The sequence below is a fragment of the Rhodospirillales bacterium genome (assembly GCA_028824295.1).
Classification (GTDB): domain Bacteria; phylum Pseudomonadota; class Alphaproteobacteria; order TMED109; family TMED109; genus VXPW01.
Map to the genome: position 1 here is coordinate 51,523 of JAPPED010000027.1, position 15,681 is coordinate 67,203.

Sequence of the window (15,681 nt, forward strand, 5' to 3'; positions counted from 1 at the left end):
GTCAGCGTCGTCCCGTTCACCGTCGCGCCGGTGGCCACGGGCAGCGTCGTGTCCGCCGGCCTAGCGTTGGTCGCCGCCTGCCCGGTGAAGTCCGCCACCGCGTTGGGGTCCATGCACTGCGTCTCCTGAAGTCGCCCGTGACGAGTTGACAGGATGCGTGAGGCCCCGAACCGTCAAATTCCCTCACGATCAACGCGTAAGGTGTTCCGATGAGGCGGGTTGCGTGCATGCCTGTGCCGGCGATTTTCTCGCTGCATGCTCGTCTTCGCTCATGGAACCGCAGGTAAGCCTGCAACCCGTGATGCCCGGCTCTCCTCCCGCAGGCGCATTGCCAACAGTTACCCTCGCGACGGTCCCGGGCAATACGCAGATCGGCTCCGGACCCGCCGCTACCGCCTGAGATCGAAACGGTCCAGGGTCATCACCTTGGCCCACGCCGCAACGAAGTCTTCCAGGAATGCTTCCTGTCCGTCGTCGGCCGCGTAGTGCTCAGCGACCGCACGCAGCTCGGAGTTGGAGCCGAAGATCAGATCGACCGGGGTCGCCGTCCACCTGAGCTCGCCGGTCGTGCGGTCACGACCCTCGTATACCCCTTCGGCGGCCGACTCGGACCACTGCGTGGACACGTCGACCAGATTGACGAAGAAGTCGTTGCTCAGTGTCCCGGGACGATCCGTGAGCACGCCGTGCGGCGAGCTTCCGGCGTTGCAGTCCATCGCGCGCATGCCACCGACGAGCACCATCATCTCCGGGATCGTCAGGTTCAGGAAAGCTGCCTTCTCCACCAGCATGTCGACCGGCGAACGGGAGTTGCCGTCGGCGAAATAATTGCGAAATCCGTCCGCCTTCGGCTCGAGCAGGGCGAAGGAGGCGACGTCGGTCTGCTGCAGAGATGCGTCCATGCGCCCCGGCGCAAAGGGTACCGCCACCTCGAACCCGGCTTCTGCGGCGGCATGCTCGATGGCGGCCGCCCCGCCCAGGACGATCAGATCGGCGAGGGAAACCCGTTTGTTGCCCGATTGCGCCGTGTTGAATTCACGCCGGACGGTTTCGAGGGTCTGCAGCACGCGGGCCAGTTCTGCCGGATCGTTGGCAGCCCACCCGCTTTGCGGTGCGAGACGGATTCGCGCGCCGTTGGCACCGCCGCGCATGTCGGTCCCGCGGAACGTAGACGCCGAGGCCCAGGCGGCCCGGGTCAGTTCGGCACCCGACAACCCGGAAGCGAGAATCGCGGCCTTCAATGCGGCCGCGTCCTGTGCGTCGATCAGGACGTGATCCACTGCCGGGATGGGGTCCTGCCACACGAACTCCTCGCCCGGCACGTCGTTGCCCAGATAGCGTGAGGTCGGACCCAGGTCGCGATGTGTCAACTTGAACCAGGCGCGGGCGAAGGCGTCCGAGAACTCGTCTGGATGTTCGAGCCAGCGCGACGTGATCTCCCGATAGGCCGGGTCCTCCTTCAGCGAAAGGTCGGTGGTGAGCATCATGGGCGCGTGCCGCGCGGCGGGATCGTGGGCATCCGGCACCCAGTCCGATGCCGCCCCGTCGGCGGGCTCCCACTGGACGACGCCGGCCGGGCTTCGCGTCTGTACCCAGTCGAAGGCGTACAGGTTCTCCAGGAAGTTGTGGGTCCAGGCGGCAGGACTGTGTGTCCACGCGCCCTCAAGGCCACTGGTGATCGTGTCAGCGCCATGGCCGTCGCCGAAACTGCTCCGCCAACCGAAACCCTGCGCCTCGATGACGTCTCCCTCCGGTTCGGCACCGACGTAACGGGACGGGTCCGCCGCACCGTGCGCCTTGCCAAAGGTGTGCCCGCCGGCAATCAGCGCGGCCGTCTCCTCGTCATTCATCGCCATGCGGCCGAACGCCTCGCGGATGGCGTGCGCGGCCGCCAGCGGGTCCGGGTTGCCGCCCGGGCCCACGGGATTCACGTAGATCAGGCCCATCTGGGTGGCACCGAAGGGAGGATCGAGCTCCCCGTCTGCGTTGCGGCGATCGGCCGCGAGCCACTCGCCCTCCGGGCCCCAGTTCACGTCCTCCGGTTGCCAGGCGTCGATGCGCCCCCCCGCAAAGCCCAGGGTCTCGAAGCCCATCGACTCCATGGCCACCGTGCCAGCGAGGATCATCAGGTCGGCCCAGGAGATCTTGCGGCCGTACCTCTTCTTGATCGGCCAGAGCAGCCGGTGCGCCTTGTCCAGGTTGGCGTTGTCGGGCCAGCTGTTGAGCGGTGCCAAACGCTGCAGCCCGCCGTCCGCCCCACCTCGCCCGTCAATGGTTCGATAGGTGCCCGCGCTGTGCCAGGCCATGCGAATGAAGAACGGGCCGTAGTGACCGAAGTCCGCCGGCCACCAGTCCTGGGATGTCGTCATCAATGCTTCGAGGTCGGCCTTCACCGCATTCAGGTCCAGGCTTTCGAACGCCTCGGCATAGTCGAAGTCCCTGCCCAGCGGACTCGATGCCCGGGAGTCCTGGCGCAGTGGATCGAGGTTCAGCCGGTTCGGCCACCAGTACTCGTTGTCCGGTGCACCGCCTTGGGCAACTGCGAGACTGGCCGGCAGGCCTATCAATACCCCGATTGTCAGCAAGGCCGTGATAGATATCATTCGCTTCTGCACGGTGACCGGCTCCATCAATAGTGGCGTCATCCCCGACGTAGCTTAGGCGCTGTCTGTCTGCTTGCAATTGATGCGCCTCGTGCTCGATGCGAGCGTGACGGTCAAGTGGCTGGTTGTTGAGGAGGATGCGGACGTTGCGCGGGAACTGGCGACGAGCGGCCAAGACCTGCATGCGCCGCGCCAGATGGCTGCCGAGATCGCCAATGCTCTGTGGCGCAAGGCGCAGTCGGGCGAGATCGAACGTCGGGCCGCGGACATCTTGATGACCAACGTATCGGATATGCCCGTGCACTGGGGCGTTGACGAACTCTTCGCCGACGACGCTATGCGTCTGGCACTGGCCCTCGACTACCCGGTTTACGACTACGTGTATCTTGCGCTCGCGCACCGGATCGGCGCGACTGTGGTAACGGCGGACCGACGCTTCGCGGCGGCCGTTGCCTTGACCGAGCACGGCGAATCCGTCCTGGTGCTGGCCGACTACGCTGCAGCGCAGTGACAGGATTTCTTTCGTCATGCCCCTGTCCCGGCATGCCGGCCCTAGCGGTAGCCGTAGGTGACAAGTATATGATTTGGTGTAGGAAATGTCCTTGCCAAACCATTTGTTCGTTGCCGGCAGGTTCAAACCGGCCGTCCAAAATCACGGATACCGGGAAGGCGGAGGCGATGCAGGAAGGCAGGGACCGCCGCGGGCAGGGGCGCACGGCGACCGCGAACGACAACGGCGGGCCGGAGGCACGGTTCGGGGACGCGGTACTGCGCCTCGCGCGGCTGCTCTGCACGTCCCTCCACGCGTCTTGCAACGCCGAGCTCGAAGAGACCTTCGACCTCTGCATCGCCAGCGCAGTGCGCGGCTGCATCCACCAGCGCCAGACGTTCGGCATCTGCTCGTACGACGAGCGCGTCGCCTTCCAGTGCAACTGGACCGGCGTCGTTCGCCAGGGCCTCGCTGGTGAATCTCATCAGGCTCGCGCACGCTGAAACGCGGGTGGCACCCGGACCCGGACCGGGGTGATCCAGCGTGAGCGGGGTGGGGGTTCCGCTCTGCTAGCATGAAGTGCGCTTGGCCGTTCAGCAACGGCCGGCGCATGGAGGATTCGGCGGTGGCATTCGCTTTCGTTGAACGGCCTGATCGCGCGCGCGCAATCGGGGGGACTGGAATTCTCCGGTTCGTCGCGGTCTGCCTTGTCGCGCTGGCCATCGTCGGTCCCGAGACCCACCCCTCCCTGGCGCAAGCCCGGGAGGCCTGTCCGCCGCCGGCCGGCCTGCCTCCCCTTGCCGACCCGCCCGTGACAGCGCAGCAGGTCGAAGACGGCACCGGCAGCCTGAGGGATTTCGCGCTGGCCGCCAGGGAGCGTTCGAGGGAGCACGCCCGGCGAGCCACGACCGTGGAGCAAGGGGTCTATATCGCGTGTGTCGTGCGGCAGGAGGATGGGCCCTGGCGCTCCGGCTCCACCTACATCGTGAGCCTGACGCCCGACGGCAGGGTGTTCATTCATGCGAAGGACATGTCGCTGTCGGGCAGGTTGCTCGACCCGTTGATCTACCTGGAGATTCTTTCTTCCCTCGGCGTCCCCCCGGCCGAACTGGCCAACCTGGCGTCGCCCGATCCCGCTGCCCGCGACCGCGCTTTCGCCGCCGTGTTCGCCACGTTGCTGCAGGAGCCGGATGCCCCGTTTGACGCCACCGTCCCCGTTGCAGGACTCCGGCCGGGCATTCCCCGCGCGTTCGGTTACGCCAGCGTCTATGTCTCGCCGGAGTTCCGGTCGCCGATCGTGCTGCTCGCCGGATTCGATATCGACGCGTCGCACTTGACGGAGGAAGTGCTCGACTACGGAGATCCGACCATCACCGCCAGGGACGTCGTGGATCGTGAGACCCTGAAAGCCTTTGTCACGCAAGCGGGGAACTACTTCCTGGAGATCCAGGGAACCGGTGATCCGGTCGCGGCCTCAAGGGTCAGGACGGCCCTCAGGGATCCGAACGGGCCCTGGCGGCACGGCTCCGTGTATCTCTACGTCCTGGATACGGTCAGCAACATCATCACGTTTCACGGCGCGTTCCCGGACGATTGGGAGTATCGGCCGCTGGTGCCGACCGTCCGGGACGCGGTGACCGGCGAGTTCATCCTGCCGCAGGTCATCGCGGCGGCAAAGAGCAGCCCGGAAGGCGGGTTCGTGGAGTACTACTTCGACGACCCCACCGACGACACCGACAGCGCCGACATCCCCAAGGTCGGCTACGCCCGCGAGTTTGCCGGTCAACTCCGTCGGCCGGACGGACACGTCGTCCCGATCCGGTTCATCGTCGGCTCGGGCATCTACCTGAGTGACCCCAACGTCGCCGCGGCGCGGCAGGACGCAGTCGTCGAGTCCATCCTGCCGCAGGTCATGCGCGCCATGACCGCGGGCACGGTCGACGCCGTCTCGGACCGCATCCAGCAGGCGACTTCCGGCGCCGCCGCGGCCACGGGGTTCAATGTCGGCGGCGCGGCGACGCTTCCCGATGCCCTGCGGACGCACGGACAGGCGCTGGGGAACGGCGCGTTCGACCCAGGCCACCTTCTCGCCGGCTCGTCCTTCAACCTGCCGCTCAATGCCGCGGATACTGGCACGACGAGCCCGATCGGAGACCTGACGCTCTGGGGGCGCGGCGACTACCGCAACATTTCCGGCGGCAACCCGCAGACCGTGGATTACCACGGCGACGTGGTGAGTGCCAGCCTCGGTGTGGATACCAGCCTGGGCACGAACCTGCTGGCGGGGATGGCCGTGTCCTGGGCACAGAGTGCCGTGGATTACACGGACTCGAACGCGGTGACCGGCGACATTACGACTACCCTGGCGAGCTTCCACCCGTACCTGGGCTGGCAGGCGCCGGGTGGCATGAACGTATGGGCCGTGGCCGGCACGGGCTCGGGGGAGATCGAGGTCGACGATGGCGCGGGGGGGAGCCAGGCAAGCGACCTGGCGCAGTGGATGGCGGCGGCCGGTGTCACCGGATCGCTGCTGGCCAGCGATCGGCTGATCGACGGCGGCACCACGGCCTTGCGGCTTAAGGGAGAGACTGCGTTTACGTGGGCTGAGGTCGACGGGGCGGAAACCCTCCGGAGCGGCAGGTTCAGGGTCAGCCGGCACCGGCTGATGCTCGAAGGGACCCATGTCCAGGCGCTCGCCTCGGGGGCCACGCTTTCGCCGTCGATCGAGGTCGGCGTGCGGACCGACGGCGGTGACGGTGAGACCGGCACCCGGATCGAGGCCGGGGGCGGCGTGCGTTATGCCGACGAGGCGACCGGGCTGACGCTCGAGGCCCGGGCCCGGACGCTGCTGGCGCCCGGCGGCGACTATGGTGAGTGGGGCGCGAGCGGGCTCGTGCGCGTCGATCCGGGCGCGGCCGGCGTGGGGCTGGCGCTCAGCGTGCGGCCGGCGTGGGGACGGACGGACGGCGGCGTGCAGCGGTTGTGGGAGACGGGTCTTGCCGGAAGTGCACCTGCAGCCGACCAAGCGGGCGGACGCACGCACGCGGAGATCGCCTACGGTCTCGCCGCGCCGCGCGATCTCGGGATCGTGACGCCCTATGCAGGGGTCGGCCTCGCTGATACGGGCACGCGATCATGGCGCATGGGCGCACAGTGGCAGGTTGCGCCCGCCGCGCGCGTGAGCCTCGAGGGCACCCGGCGGGAGGCGGCCATGGATGAGGGGTCCGAGCACCGCCTCATGCTGCACGGTGCCTTGCGGTGGTGACGAAGCCCGGGCGGCGCGCCCAGCGCCGTTTCCATGGCTGCATGCCTCTCGCCGGTCCAAGCTGAACAGTCTCTCCAGCCACTAAGGACTCCGGGTTCGAGATCGGATTCATCACGCCGGCACCGAGTTCGTGTTCCTGCCGCTCTACAGCCCCAACTACAACCTGATGGATCTCGTTTCCTCCAGGCTCAAGGCCCTGCTTCGATAGGCCGCAGAGTGCACCTTCAATGGCCCCCGGGATACCGTCAAACGCATCCTTGACACCGTCTCACCTACCGAATTCCGCAACTACTTCGAGGCTGCCCGATATGGTCGAGGTTGATCGGAATACGCTCCGGCATGGATTGCTCCTTTCGACCGCAAAAATGTCCGAAAAACCAATCCGCCCCTTCTTGACGCCACTGCAATTCTCTCCAGCAGGCGGTGAGCAATGCGATTGGACCAAAGACATCGCACAGAATTGCTCTCACAGACCTTTAAGACGAACGGGAGATGTGACGAAGCCACACCGGGGTGCCGGAAGTACCTAGTGCGAGAGGCCTATCAAAGCGCTGAGACATAGCCGGATTGGATCCTCCTCGACCGGCCCCCCCCTACAGAGGACCTGACGTCGGTTCTGGAGGCTGGATATCTGCGCGGCGTCAATCTCTGGCATTTGGCGACCGCTCTCTACATCTCCCCACAACCCGGCGCCCTCTCGGTTGCAACACTGGATGTGCGACAGGCTTCCGTGGCTGCGGTGCTCGGGTCTCGCGTAATGGGAGAACCCCAAGACACGTGACGGTCTGTGTTGCGCTTTCAGCTACCCGCGCAACACGGTACCGGGCCGGGGAAGGGCCAAAAAACGCGCTGACTTCTCGCGCCTTCGTCATGGGCCCGCGCTCCGCACCCGCAGCCAGGCGAGTTTCGAATGCATGGCGCGTGGCCAGCTGTCGAGAGACGCCCTCAAGCTTGTGGCGGCTGTTCGCATGGGTTCCTTCGACCGCATAGCCGACCCTCGCGAGACCCACAGGGCCGGAATCTCGTTCAGCGGGCCTCAGCCCCCGTCGGCCTCGGGCAGCACGACCGTCACCCGGAGCCCGCCGTCCACAATGTTCTCCAGCTGGATGTCGCCGCCGTGGGCGCGGACGATGCTCCGCGCAATGGCGAGGCCCAGCCCGGTTCCTCCCGTGTCGCGGCTCCGCGATTCCTCCAACCGGACGAAGGGCTCGAATACGCGTTCCTGCTCGCCTTCCGGGATGCCCGGCCCGGTGTCCTCGATGACGACCGCCACGCACTCGCCTTCCACGCGGACGACCCGCGCAGTAGCCGAACCGCCGTGAATAGCCGCATTTTCCAGTAGGTTCCTGAGCGCGCGACGGAGCGCCGTCGGTCGGGCCCCTACCACGATCCGCTCCGACGCCTCGGCCGAAACGGCATGGCCAAGGTCCGCGAGGTCGGCCACCACGCTGTCGACCAGCGCCAGCAGGTCCACCCTTTCCGTCCGTTCCCGCCGCAGGTCCGCCCGGACGAATGCCAGCATCTCCTCCGTCATCCGCTGCATCTCGTCGAGCGCTCCGATCATCTTCCGGCGTGTCTCCGCGTCGTCGACCAGCTCGGCGTGCAGGCGCAGGCTCGTGATCGGTGTGCGGAGGTCGTGCGAGACCGCCGCCAGCATGGCCATCCGGTCGCGGACATACCGGTCGAGCCGTTCGCGCATGAGGTTGAAGGCCCGGATCGTCGCCCGGACGTCCGACGGGCCGGCCTCGCGCAGGGATTCCACGTCCTCGCCCCGCCCGAGCTGGCTCGCCGCAACCGCCAGGTGCCGCATGGGCCGCGCGATCCGGCGCCCCATGACGACCGCGACGCCGGCGGTACCGAGGGCCGAGAGGATGAATGACATCAGGAACGTCACGCCCCAAGGCGCGCCCGGCGGCGGCGCCACGGCGATGTTGAGCCACCGCCCGTCCGACAGCGCCACTGACGCCGCAAACCACCGGAGCCGCCAGGATGCGTGCCGGTCAGCATGATCATGACCGTGGAACCGGTCGTCGTCATCGTCGTCCAGGTGGTCATCGTGATGATCATGGTCCCCGTCGTCGTCGAAGCGCGCCCACACCGGCCCAACCCTGACCTGCCCGCGATCGACGCCAAGCGCGGCGGCCAGTTCGCGGGCAATGGCGGCGGCCGGTCCGCCGGCGCTCGCGGTGCGGACGAGCGGCTCGCCGGTCAGCGAGAACTGCGTCCGGCGCGTGCTGGCAGCCGTGACGACGGTGCCGTGCAGCGCGGCCGGCGTGTCCGTGAGCAACTGCGCCACGCTCGCCGTCCGGGTGATGACATTGTCGCGATGCGCATGGCGCACAGCCTCGACGCGTTCCCAGGCGAAGAGCGCGACAGCGACACCTTGCGCCACGACGAGAGTCAGGAGGAGCAGCAACGTGAGCTGGCCCGCAAGGCTGCGCGGTACCAGCCTCATGCGTCTTCCACCTTGCCGGCGAAGCGGTAGCCGCCGCCCCATACGGTCATGATGAGCTTGGGATCTTTCGGGTCGCGCTCGATCTTCTTCCGCAGGCGGCTCACCTGGTTGTCGACCGCGCGCTCGAACGGCACGGACCGCCGGCCCTGGGTCAGGTCGAGCAGCTGATCGCGGGAGAGAACCATCCCGGGGCGCTCCAGCAACGCCACGAGCAGGCGGAACTCACCCGTCGAGAGGGGGGTCACAACACCCTCTTCGTCGACCAGTTGGCGCCGCCCGGTGTCGAGCAACCAGCGGTCGAACCGCCGGACGCCTGCCGACCGGGGCTCGCGCCCGGGCGGCAGGCTCTGCGAGCGCCGGATCACGGCCCTGATCCGGGCCAGCAGCTCGCGCGGGTTGAACGGCTTGGTGACGTAGTCGTCGGCGCCCACTTCGAGACCCACGATGCGGTCGGTCTCCTCGGCCATCGCTGTCAGCAGGATGATCGGCAAGCGCGTCGTCGCGCGCAGGTGCCGGCAGAGCTGGAGACCGTCCTCGCCCGGCATCATGACGTCGAGCACCACCAGATCGATCGCCGCCGCGCCGAGCACCCGGCGCGCGGCGATGGCGCTCTCAGCGATGCTCACGCGCATTCCGTGACGCTCCAGGTACTGCGCCAGGGCCTCGCGGATCTCCCGGTGGTCGTCGACCACGAGCACATGTGGAGTGGCTTCCATCCGTCCAGCTTACGCGCCCAAGCGCCGGTCGCCGCAGGAAACCTGTAACAAGGTGTGCCAAACCTGCTCCCCGGCCATACATCGCGACAAATCCGGGTGTGCGGCGACAAACTCCTGCGACATCCGGCCCCCACATTGCCTGCATCCTTCGATCACCGATAACGGAGAACATCGATGCAGACGAAAACCAGGACCCTGATTGTCGTCGGGCTCGCCGCAGCCCTTGGCGGGGCCGCCATCGTCGGGGTCAGCCACGCCAATCACCGCGGCGGTTATGACGGTAGGCATGGACCAGGACTGGGCTTCCTCGACAAGGGAAGCCTCGCTGCTACAGCGCTGGAAGTGTTCGATTCCGTCGACGCGGACGGCAACGGGACACTCTCACAGGCCGAGATCGATCAGGTCCGCAACGATCGCCACGCCACGCATGACGCCGATCGGGACGGCAACCTCGAACTCGAGGAGTTTGCCGGTCTCTGGCACGAGACCACACGCCCGTTCACCGTGCGCGTCTTCCAGATGCTGGACACGAACGGCGACGCGGTCATCACGCGCGCGGAGTACGACCGGCCGCTGGCCGGGATCGTCGCCCGCCTGGACCGCGACGGCGACGGTGGCCTCTCGCTCCGTGACGGACGGCACCACCGCCATCACGGAGACCGGTGGGACGACGACTAGATCTCACCCGCCGGCCGGGGGCAGGCCCCGGCCGGCTTTGCCCGCGCCACCGAACCGGTCGAAGGCACATCAAAGGCCGGGTTCAGGCCCACAGCAACCCTTTGATCTCGGACATCCACAGGGTCAGCATGAGCGGCTCGCCGTCCGAGAACGGGCGGAAGCCGAACTTCGCGTAGAACGTCGTGGCCTGTTCGTCGATGGCCTGCACGACCACAGCCCGCGCGCCGACGACACCGGCGGCGGCGAGGCAGCGTCCCGTTGCGTCAATCAGGAGGTCGGAACCAAGGCGCCGGCCTCGCCAGTCCTCGTCGACGGCGAGTTGCCCCAGCAGGATGACAAGCACCGGGTCCGGCATGCCGCGGTTGACCCGCCCCAGGTTCTTGCCGGCGCCACAGTTCGGGACACAGGTTTGGACCGGTGACTGCAATCCGAGAAGTCCGACCAACGTGAAACGGCAATGGTGGCCGAAAGCGGCCGCCGCATGGCGGAAACCGCTTCTAGTCCTTATGTCGCAAGTGCGAATCAAGCCGGCCTCGCCAGCTTAACGAACTGATATCATGACGCTCGGTTCAGGTAGGAGAATCGATAGCGTGTTCCCCCTTGGCCTACCCACGGCAGTTGAGCAATTCCCGGATGGCAGGCTCGAACGCTCAATTTTTCCATTCATGAATCGTGGACAGGTCCGCGGCCGATGAGAGTTTCCGCAGGCACGGCACGTGCCCGGAACGGCTGGTTCTGCCGCACCGTCGGCAGATGCAGCGTCCTCCTGCTCTTGACCGGCACCTTTCTGCCGGGAACAGCGTCCCCGCAAGATCCTGAAATGCTGGAGAACGTAGTGGTGATCGGGCAACGCGCGCCCGGTATCGATCCTCTGTCCTCTCCCACGCCGGTGGAGATTGTCGGCGGCACGGCGCTCGAGGCTTACGGCGGCGAGAGCACCGAAAGCAACCTTGCCCGGACGCTTCCGTCGTACAATCTCAATCGCGAGCCGATTTCCGACGAGGCGAGCGTTGTCCGGCCAGCACTGCTTCGCGGGCTGCCGCCGGATTCCGTGCTGGTGCTCGTCAACGGCAAGCGCCGACACCGGTCGTCGGTCATCACGGTCTCAAGCGCCACGGCTCCCGGAAGCCACGGCCCGGACCTTGCGGCCATTCCCGGCATTGCGATCGAACGCATCGAGGTGCTGCGCGATGCGGCGTCCGCGCAGTACGGGTCCGATGCAGTGGCCGGCGTCCTCAACTTCGTGCTGAAGCAGCGTCCCGATACGCAGATAGCCGAGGCCCGATGGGGGCGCACATACGCGGGTGACGGGGGTCGCTGGACGCTGGCAGGCCACGCGGGGGTGCCGTTGGCCGACCAGGGGTTCGTTGCGCTGTCGCTCGAGCGGTCGCATCAGGCGCCGTCGACCCGGTCGGTGCAGCATGCCAGTGCCCGGCAGCTCGCCGCTGCGGGCAATCCGTGGATCAATGATCCCGGTTACGGCTACATCGACCATCCGTACGCGCAGACGTGGGGAACGCCTGAGGTGCGCGGCGACTGGAAGACGATGGTGAACGCCGGCCTTCCGCTCGGCGCTTCGACAGAAATCTACGGCTTCGGCAACTGGCATCGCCGGACCGTGGAAGGCGGGTTCTTCTTCCGCAACCCGGCACGGCGAGGTGGCGTTTTCAGCCTAGGCGACGAGGTGCTGCTGGCAGACCTTTCCGCGGACCCGACCTCCGTCAGGTGTAGATCCGGACTGGAGCCCGATTCCGGGGACTGGTCGAATCACGTCGCGGCGATCCGCCGTTACGTCGAGAACAACCCGAATTGCTACTGGATCGGCACCCAGTTTCCGGGCGGCTTTACGCCCCGGTTCGGCGGCGACGTGGAAGACGTTTCCTACCATGCCGGCGTGCGCGGCACGTTGCCGAATGACGCTCCATTGCTCTCCGGGTGGGACTGGGATCTTTCGGCCGGAATGGGCCAGCACTCAGTCGACTTCTTCATGGAACGAACGATCAACCCGCAGCTGCTGGCCCTCGGTCGCGAGCTGCCGACCAGCTACCGGGTCGGAGGATGGAGCGAGCGCGACTGGATCGTGGAGGGCAGCGTGGTGGGCCGGCTGGACGTCGGAACTGCCTGGCCGGTGACCGTGGCGCTTGGAACGGAAGTTCGCAACGAGCGCTTCGAGGTCGTGGCGGGAGACTTCAATTCCACCTTTGTTGACACACGCCTGGGCGGGCTGCGGGAACAGGGATTCGGAATCGGCACGAACGGCTTCCCGGGCTTCCAGGAACGAACCGCGGGAGCGGCGTCCCGGACGGCTCGGGGCGCCTGGCTGGATCTGTCGACGGATCTGAGTGAAGAACTGTTCGTGCACGGTGCGCTTCGACACGAACGGCACGAGGGCATCGGCAGCAACACGGACGGCAAGGTGGCCGCACGCTACGACCTGAGCGACGAAATCGCGCTGCGGGCCTCGGTCGGCAGCGCCTTCCGTGCGCCGACCGTGGGTCAGGCGTCGATCGAGAAAGTGATCACGCAGTTCGTTCCCGACCTGGGCGACCTGATCGACATTGCGACCCTTTCGGTGGACAACCCCATCGCGATCCTGAAGGGGGCGAAGCCCCTGACGCCAGAGACCGCCCGCTCGGTGAATGCCGGTGTCGTCGCACGCCTGGCCGGTTTCACGGTGACGCTCGACGGTTACCAGATCCGGATGAAGGATCGCATTGCGGTGACCTCCGAGTTCGACCTGTCGGAGGGCGACAAGGCGGCCCTTCGCGAGCAAGGCATCGCAGACGCCGACGCCTATGCCAGGGTGAAATTCCTGACCAATGATTTCGGCACGACCACACGCGGGGTTGACGTGAGCGCTGAGCGGCTGATTGCGCACGGGAACGATTCAGCGACGCGCCTCCATGCAGTCTTGAACTGGAATCGGACGCGCGTCGACGGCACGTCCACGCTCCTCAACGCGGGCGAAACCCTGGCTGCGGAACGGGGCGTTCCCCGGTGGCGCGGCGTGCTAGGGGCGAGCCACGAACGCGGGCAGCTCACCCTTTCCGGTCGCCTGCGACTCTACGGTCCGTTCACGAACGTCTATTACACCTCCGATCTCTCGTCCGCCCGGGAGGTGGGTACCCACGCACTCTTCGACGCAGAAGTCGCGCTGCGGATCACGGACGGAATCACGCTGGCCATTGGGGCGGAGAACCTGTTCGACACCTACCCGCCCCGCACCGACGCAAGAGACGGGGAGACGGTCGGACTGCCGTACCTTCGGCGATCCCCGTTCGGTTTCGACGGCGGCTACTACTACGCCCGCCTGCGCTGGGAACGGTGACGCGGGGGTTGGTGGCGGACAAGTTCACGAGGCGCCGGGCAACTCTCCGGAAACCGTCCACCTAGTGGAGCAACTCGGGTCGCAGCCGCCGTTCAAGCCACCATTTCGTTCCAGGCGATCTCCCAAAGACGCATGATGAGCGGCAACGTGAACGTTACCGCTCACGTGCCACGGCGGTCAGGAAATGCGTCGACTTCCGAGGCCCGAGCCGCTTCGCACGGTGGTTCCGTCGTCTCGATCTTCGGGCGGCAGTCAAGGTGACAACTGCCCGGCAGGCCCATCCCGCCGACGATCGCCTTCGCATGGCGTCGGAACAGGCCGCCTGGCCGCGATGCAATCCCGCTCGACCCCAAGGCAGTGACCAAGACGACCTCGCTCCCGGCGGCCGGTGCGAATTCGACAGGCCAACCACGACTCTCTCCGTGCCAGTGCTCTATCGAGGCGCCGCTGCGGGACATTTCCATACTTGGTCTCAACTCACGCAGGACTGTAGTCCACGCTGACGGTGGGACCTGGCTTTCGGGGCTTGTACGGGCGTGTCAGTTCGTGACGCCGGTCTCTTCTACATCGGGAAATTGCCTCCAACGGGGCGGGCAGGCATGACCAACGACGGGCGTCCTCCTCCGGAAGCCGTCCACGTAGCGCAGCAAAGAGCGGATACCCACCTTTAGCGGACAATTCGAGAGCAAGATTCGGGCTGCAAGGCAGTCCCGAACCCGTCAGGGTGCACCATCGCAGCGGGCGGCCCACAGGGGCGCCAGCACCTAGACAGCCGAGGGGGGAGATATCATGGTCGAACCGCAGAGGGTGCAAACGCAGGTGGCGAAGCGTTTCCGTAGCGACGACGAGCGCTGGGCGGCGGTCGTAAGCCGCGACCATGCCGCCGTTGGAACGTTCGTCTACTGCGTCACGACGACCGGCGTCTATTGTCGCCCGGGGTGCGCGGCCCGGCACCCGCGGCGCGAAAACGTGCGCTTCCACAATTCCTGTCAGGACGCCGAGTACGCCGGCTTTCGGCCATGCCGGCGCTGCCGCCCAAACGAGCCGCCCCTTGCCGAACGGCACGCGCGGGCGGTGGCGGCCGCGTGCCGCCTCGTCGAGACGGCGGAGGAACTGCCGGATCTCGACGCGCTCGCACAGGCAGCCGGCATGAGCCGCTTCCACTTCCACCGGGTCTTCAAGGCCGTCACCGGTCTCACGCCGCGCGCGTACGCCGCCGCCCATCGCGCGGATCGGTCCCGTGAAGCGCTGCGGAGGTCGCGAACGATCACCGAAGCCATCTACGACTCTGGCTTCAACTCGAGCGGACGGTTCAATGCAGCGTCGCCCGAGATGCTCGGGATGACCCCCGCGAAATTCCGGGGCGGTGGCGCGGGCGAAACGATTCGGTTTGCCGTCGGCGAGTGTTCGCTGGGTTCGATCCTGGTGGCAGCGACGGCGACGGGTGTGTGCGCGGTCCTGCTTGGCGACGATCCAGAAGCGCTGGCACATGATTTGGAGGACCGGTTTCCGCGGGCCGAGCTGGTCGGGGGAGACGGTGAGTTCGAGTCGGTGGTGGCCCAAGTCGTCAGTCTCGTCGAAGAACCTGCGCTCGGTCTCGATTTGCCGCTCGACATCCGCGGGACGGCGTTTCAACGGCGGATCTGGCTGGCGCTTTGCGATGTTCCGGCGGGTACGACCGCTAGCTACAGCGAGATCGCCGATCGTGTCGGCTCACCGAAGGCCGCGCGTGCGGTCGCGCGCGCGTGCGCCGGTAACCCACTCGCCGTCGCAGTCCCCTGCCACCGCGTGGTCCGGAACGACGGCAAGCTCGGCGGCTACCGCTGGGGCGTGGAACGCAAGCGGGTTCTGCTTGCCCGCGAGGCCTCGTCCTGATTTAGGCGCATTGGGGCGGGGTTGCACCGGCAAGGCTAGTCGTGCGCGGCAACGGCCTGAAGCGATGGACGCTTCCAGCGTTCTACGTCACTGATTCTTTGCGGGTGGCGCCCAGCCCGCGGTTGTTCAGCCGACGACGGAGTTCATGGGTAGCTGCTCGCGCGGCCGGTCGAGATCGCGCAGGCGGAGAATCCAACAGCCCGGACAAACTGGCGTACGCGATTGGCGCGGTGAGTGTGACCGTAGCAAGGGCGGGTTCCCGTGGTAGCGG

At 66.9% G+C, this 15,681-nt stretch carries 10 protein-coding genes; 6 read left to right on the forward strand and 4 right to left on the reverse strand.

Annotated features, from left to right (window positions below):
* Positions 1 to 389 precede the first annotated feature (389 nt).
* Entirely contained in the window at positions 390 to 2,603 is a 2,214-nt protein-coding gene (gene katG, locus OXH60_11430) for a catalase/peroxidase HPI (GenBank protein MDE0712730.1), read from the reverse strand.
* Between the two features lie 82 nt (positions 2,604 to 2,685).
* Between katG and OXH60_11435 the strand changes: the two genes are divergently transcribed.
* The 3 genes from OXH60_11435 to OXH60_11445 all read left to right on the forward strand — a co-directional run bounded on the left by OXH60_11435 (position 2,686) and on the right by OXH60_11445 (position 6,358).
* A complete protein-coding gene (locus OXH60_11435; GenBank protein ID MDE0712731.1) occupies positions 2,686 to 3,114 on the forward strand; it encodes a type II toxin-antitoxin system VapC family toxin in 429 nt (142 codons plus the stop codon).
* Between the two features lie 167 nt (positions 3,115 to 3,281).
* Complete coding sequence (locus OXH60_11440) at positions 3,282 to 3,596, forward strand: hypothetical protein (protein MDE0712732.1); 315 nt, start codon at positions 3,282 to 3,284, stop codon at positions 3,594 to 3,596.
* 122 nt (positions 3,597 to 3,718) lie between these two features.
* A complete protein-coding gene (locus tag OXH60_11445) occupies positions 3,719 to 6,358 on the forward strand; it encodes an autotransporter domain-containing protein (GenBank protein MDE0712733.1) in 2,640 nt (879 codons plus the stop codon).
* A 1,036-nt stretch (positions 6,359 to 7,394) separates the two neighbouring features.
* On the opposite strand, the gene OXH60_11450 is transcribed toward OXH60_11445, so the two are convergent.
* Both OXH60_11450 and OXH60_11455 read right to left on the reverse strand, forming a co-directional pair.
* Positions 7,395 to 8,813, reverse strand: a complete 1,419-nt coding sequence (locus OXH60_11450) for an ATP-binding protein (protein MDE0712734.1) — start codon at positions 8,811 to 8,813, stop codon at positions 7,395 to 7,397.
* Positions 8,810 to 9,529, reverse strand: coding sequence for a response regulator (locus tag OXH60_11455; GenBank protein MDE0712735.1), 720 nt, complete (start codon positions 9,527 to 9,529; stop codon positions 8,810 to 8,812). The genes OXH60_11450 and OXH60_11455 overlap by 4 nt, the downstream gene beginning before the upstream one ends.
* 174 nt (positions 9,530 to 9,703) lie before the next feature.
* Between OXH60_11455 and OXH60_11460 the strand changes: the two genes are divergently transcribed.
* Entirely contained in the window at positions 9,704 to 10,207 is a 504-nt protein-coding gene (locus OXH60_11460; protein ID MDE0712736.1) for an EF-hand domain-containing protein, read from the forward strand.
* A gap of 82 nt (positions 10,208 to 10,289) precedes the next feature.
* Here the strand turns inward: OXH60_11460 and OXH60_11465 are convergent, their stop codons facing one another.
* Positions 10,290 to 10,634: a GNAT family N-acetyltransferase gene (locus OXH60_11465; GenBank protein MDE0712737.1), complete on the reverse strand. Its 345-nt coding sequence runs from the start codon at positions 10,632 to 10,634 to the stop codon at positions 10,290 to 10,292.
* A gap of 393 nt (positions 10,635 to 11,027) precedes the next feature.
* Between OXH60_11465 and OXH60_11470 the strand changes: the two genes are divergently transcribed.
* Together OXH60_11470 and ada are read left to right on the forward strand one after the other, a co-directional pair.
* Positions 11,028 to 13,535, forward strand: coding sequence for a TonB-dependent receptor (locus OXH60_11470; GenBank protein ID MDE0712738.1), 2,508 nt, complete (start codon positions 11,028 to 11,030; stop codon positions 13,533 to 13,535).
* 789 nt (positions 13,536 to 14,324) lie between these two features.
* Positions 14,325 to 15,410, forward strand: coding sequence for a bifunctional DNA-binding transcriptional regulator/O6-methylguanine-DNA methyltransferase Ada (ada, locus tag OXH60_11475; GenBank protein MDE0712739.1), 1,086 nt, complete (start codon positions 14,325 to 14,327; stop codon positions 15,408 to 15,410).
* The last annotated feature ends 271 nt before the right edge of the window (positions 15,411 to 15,681 follow it).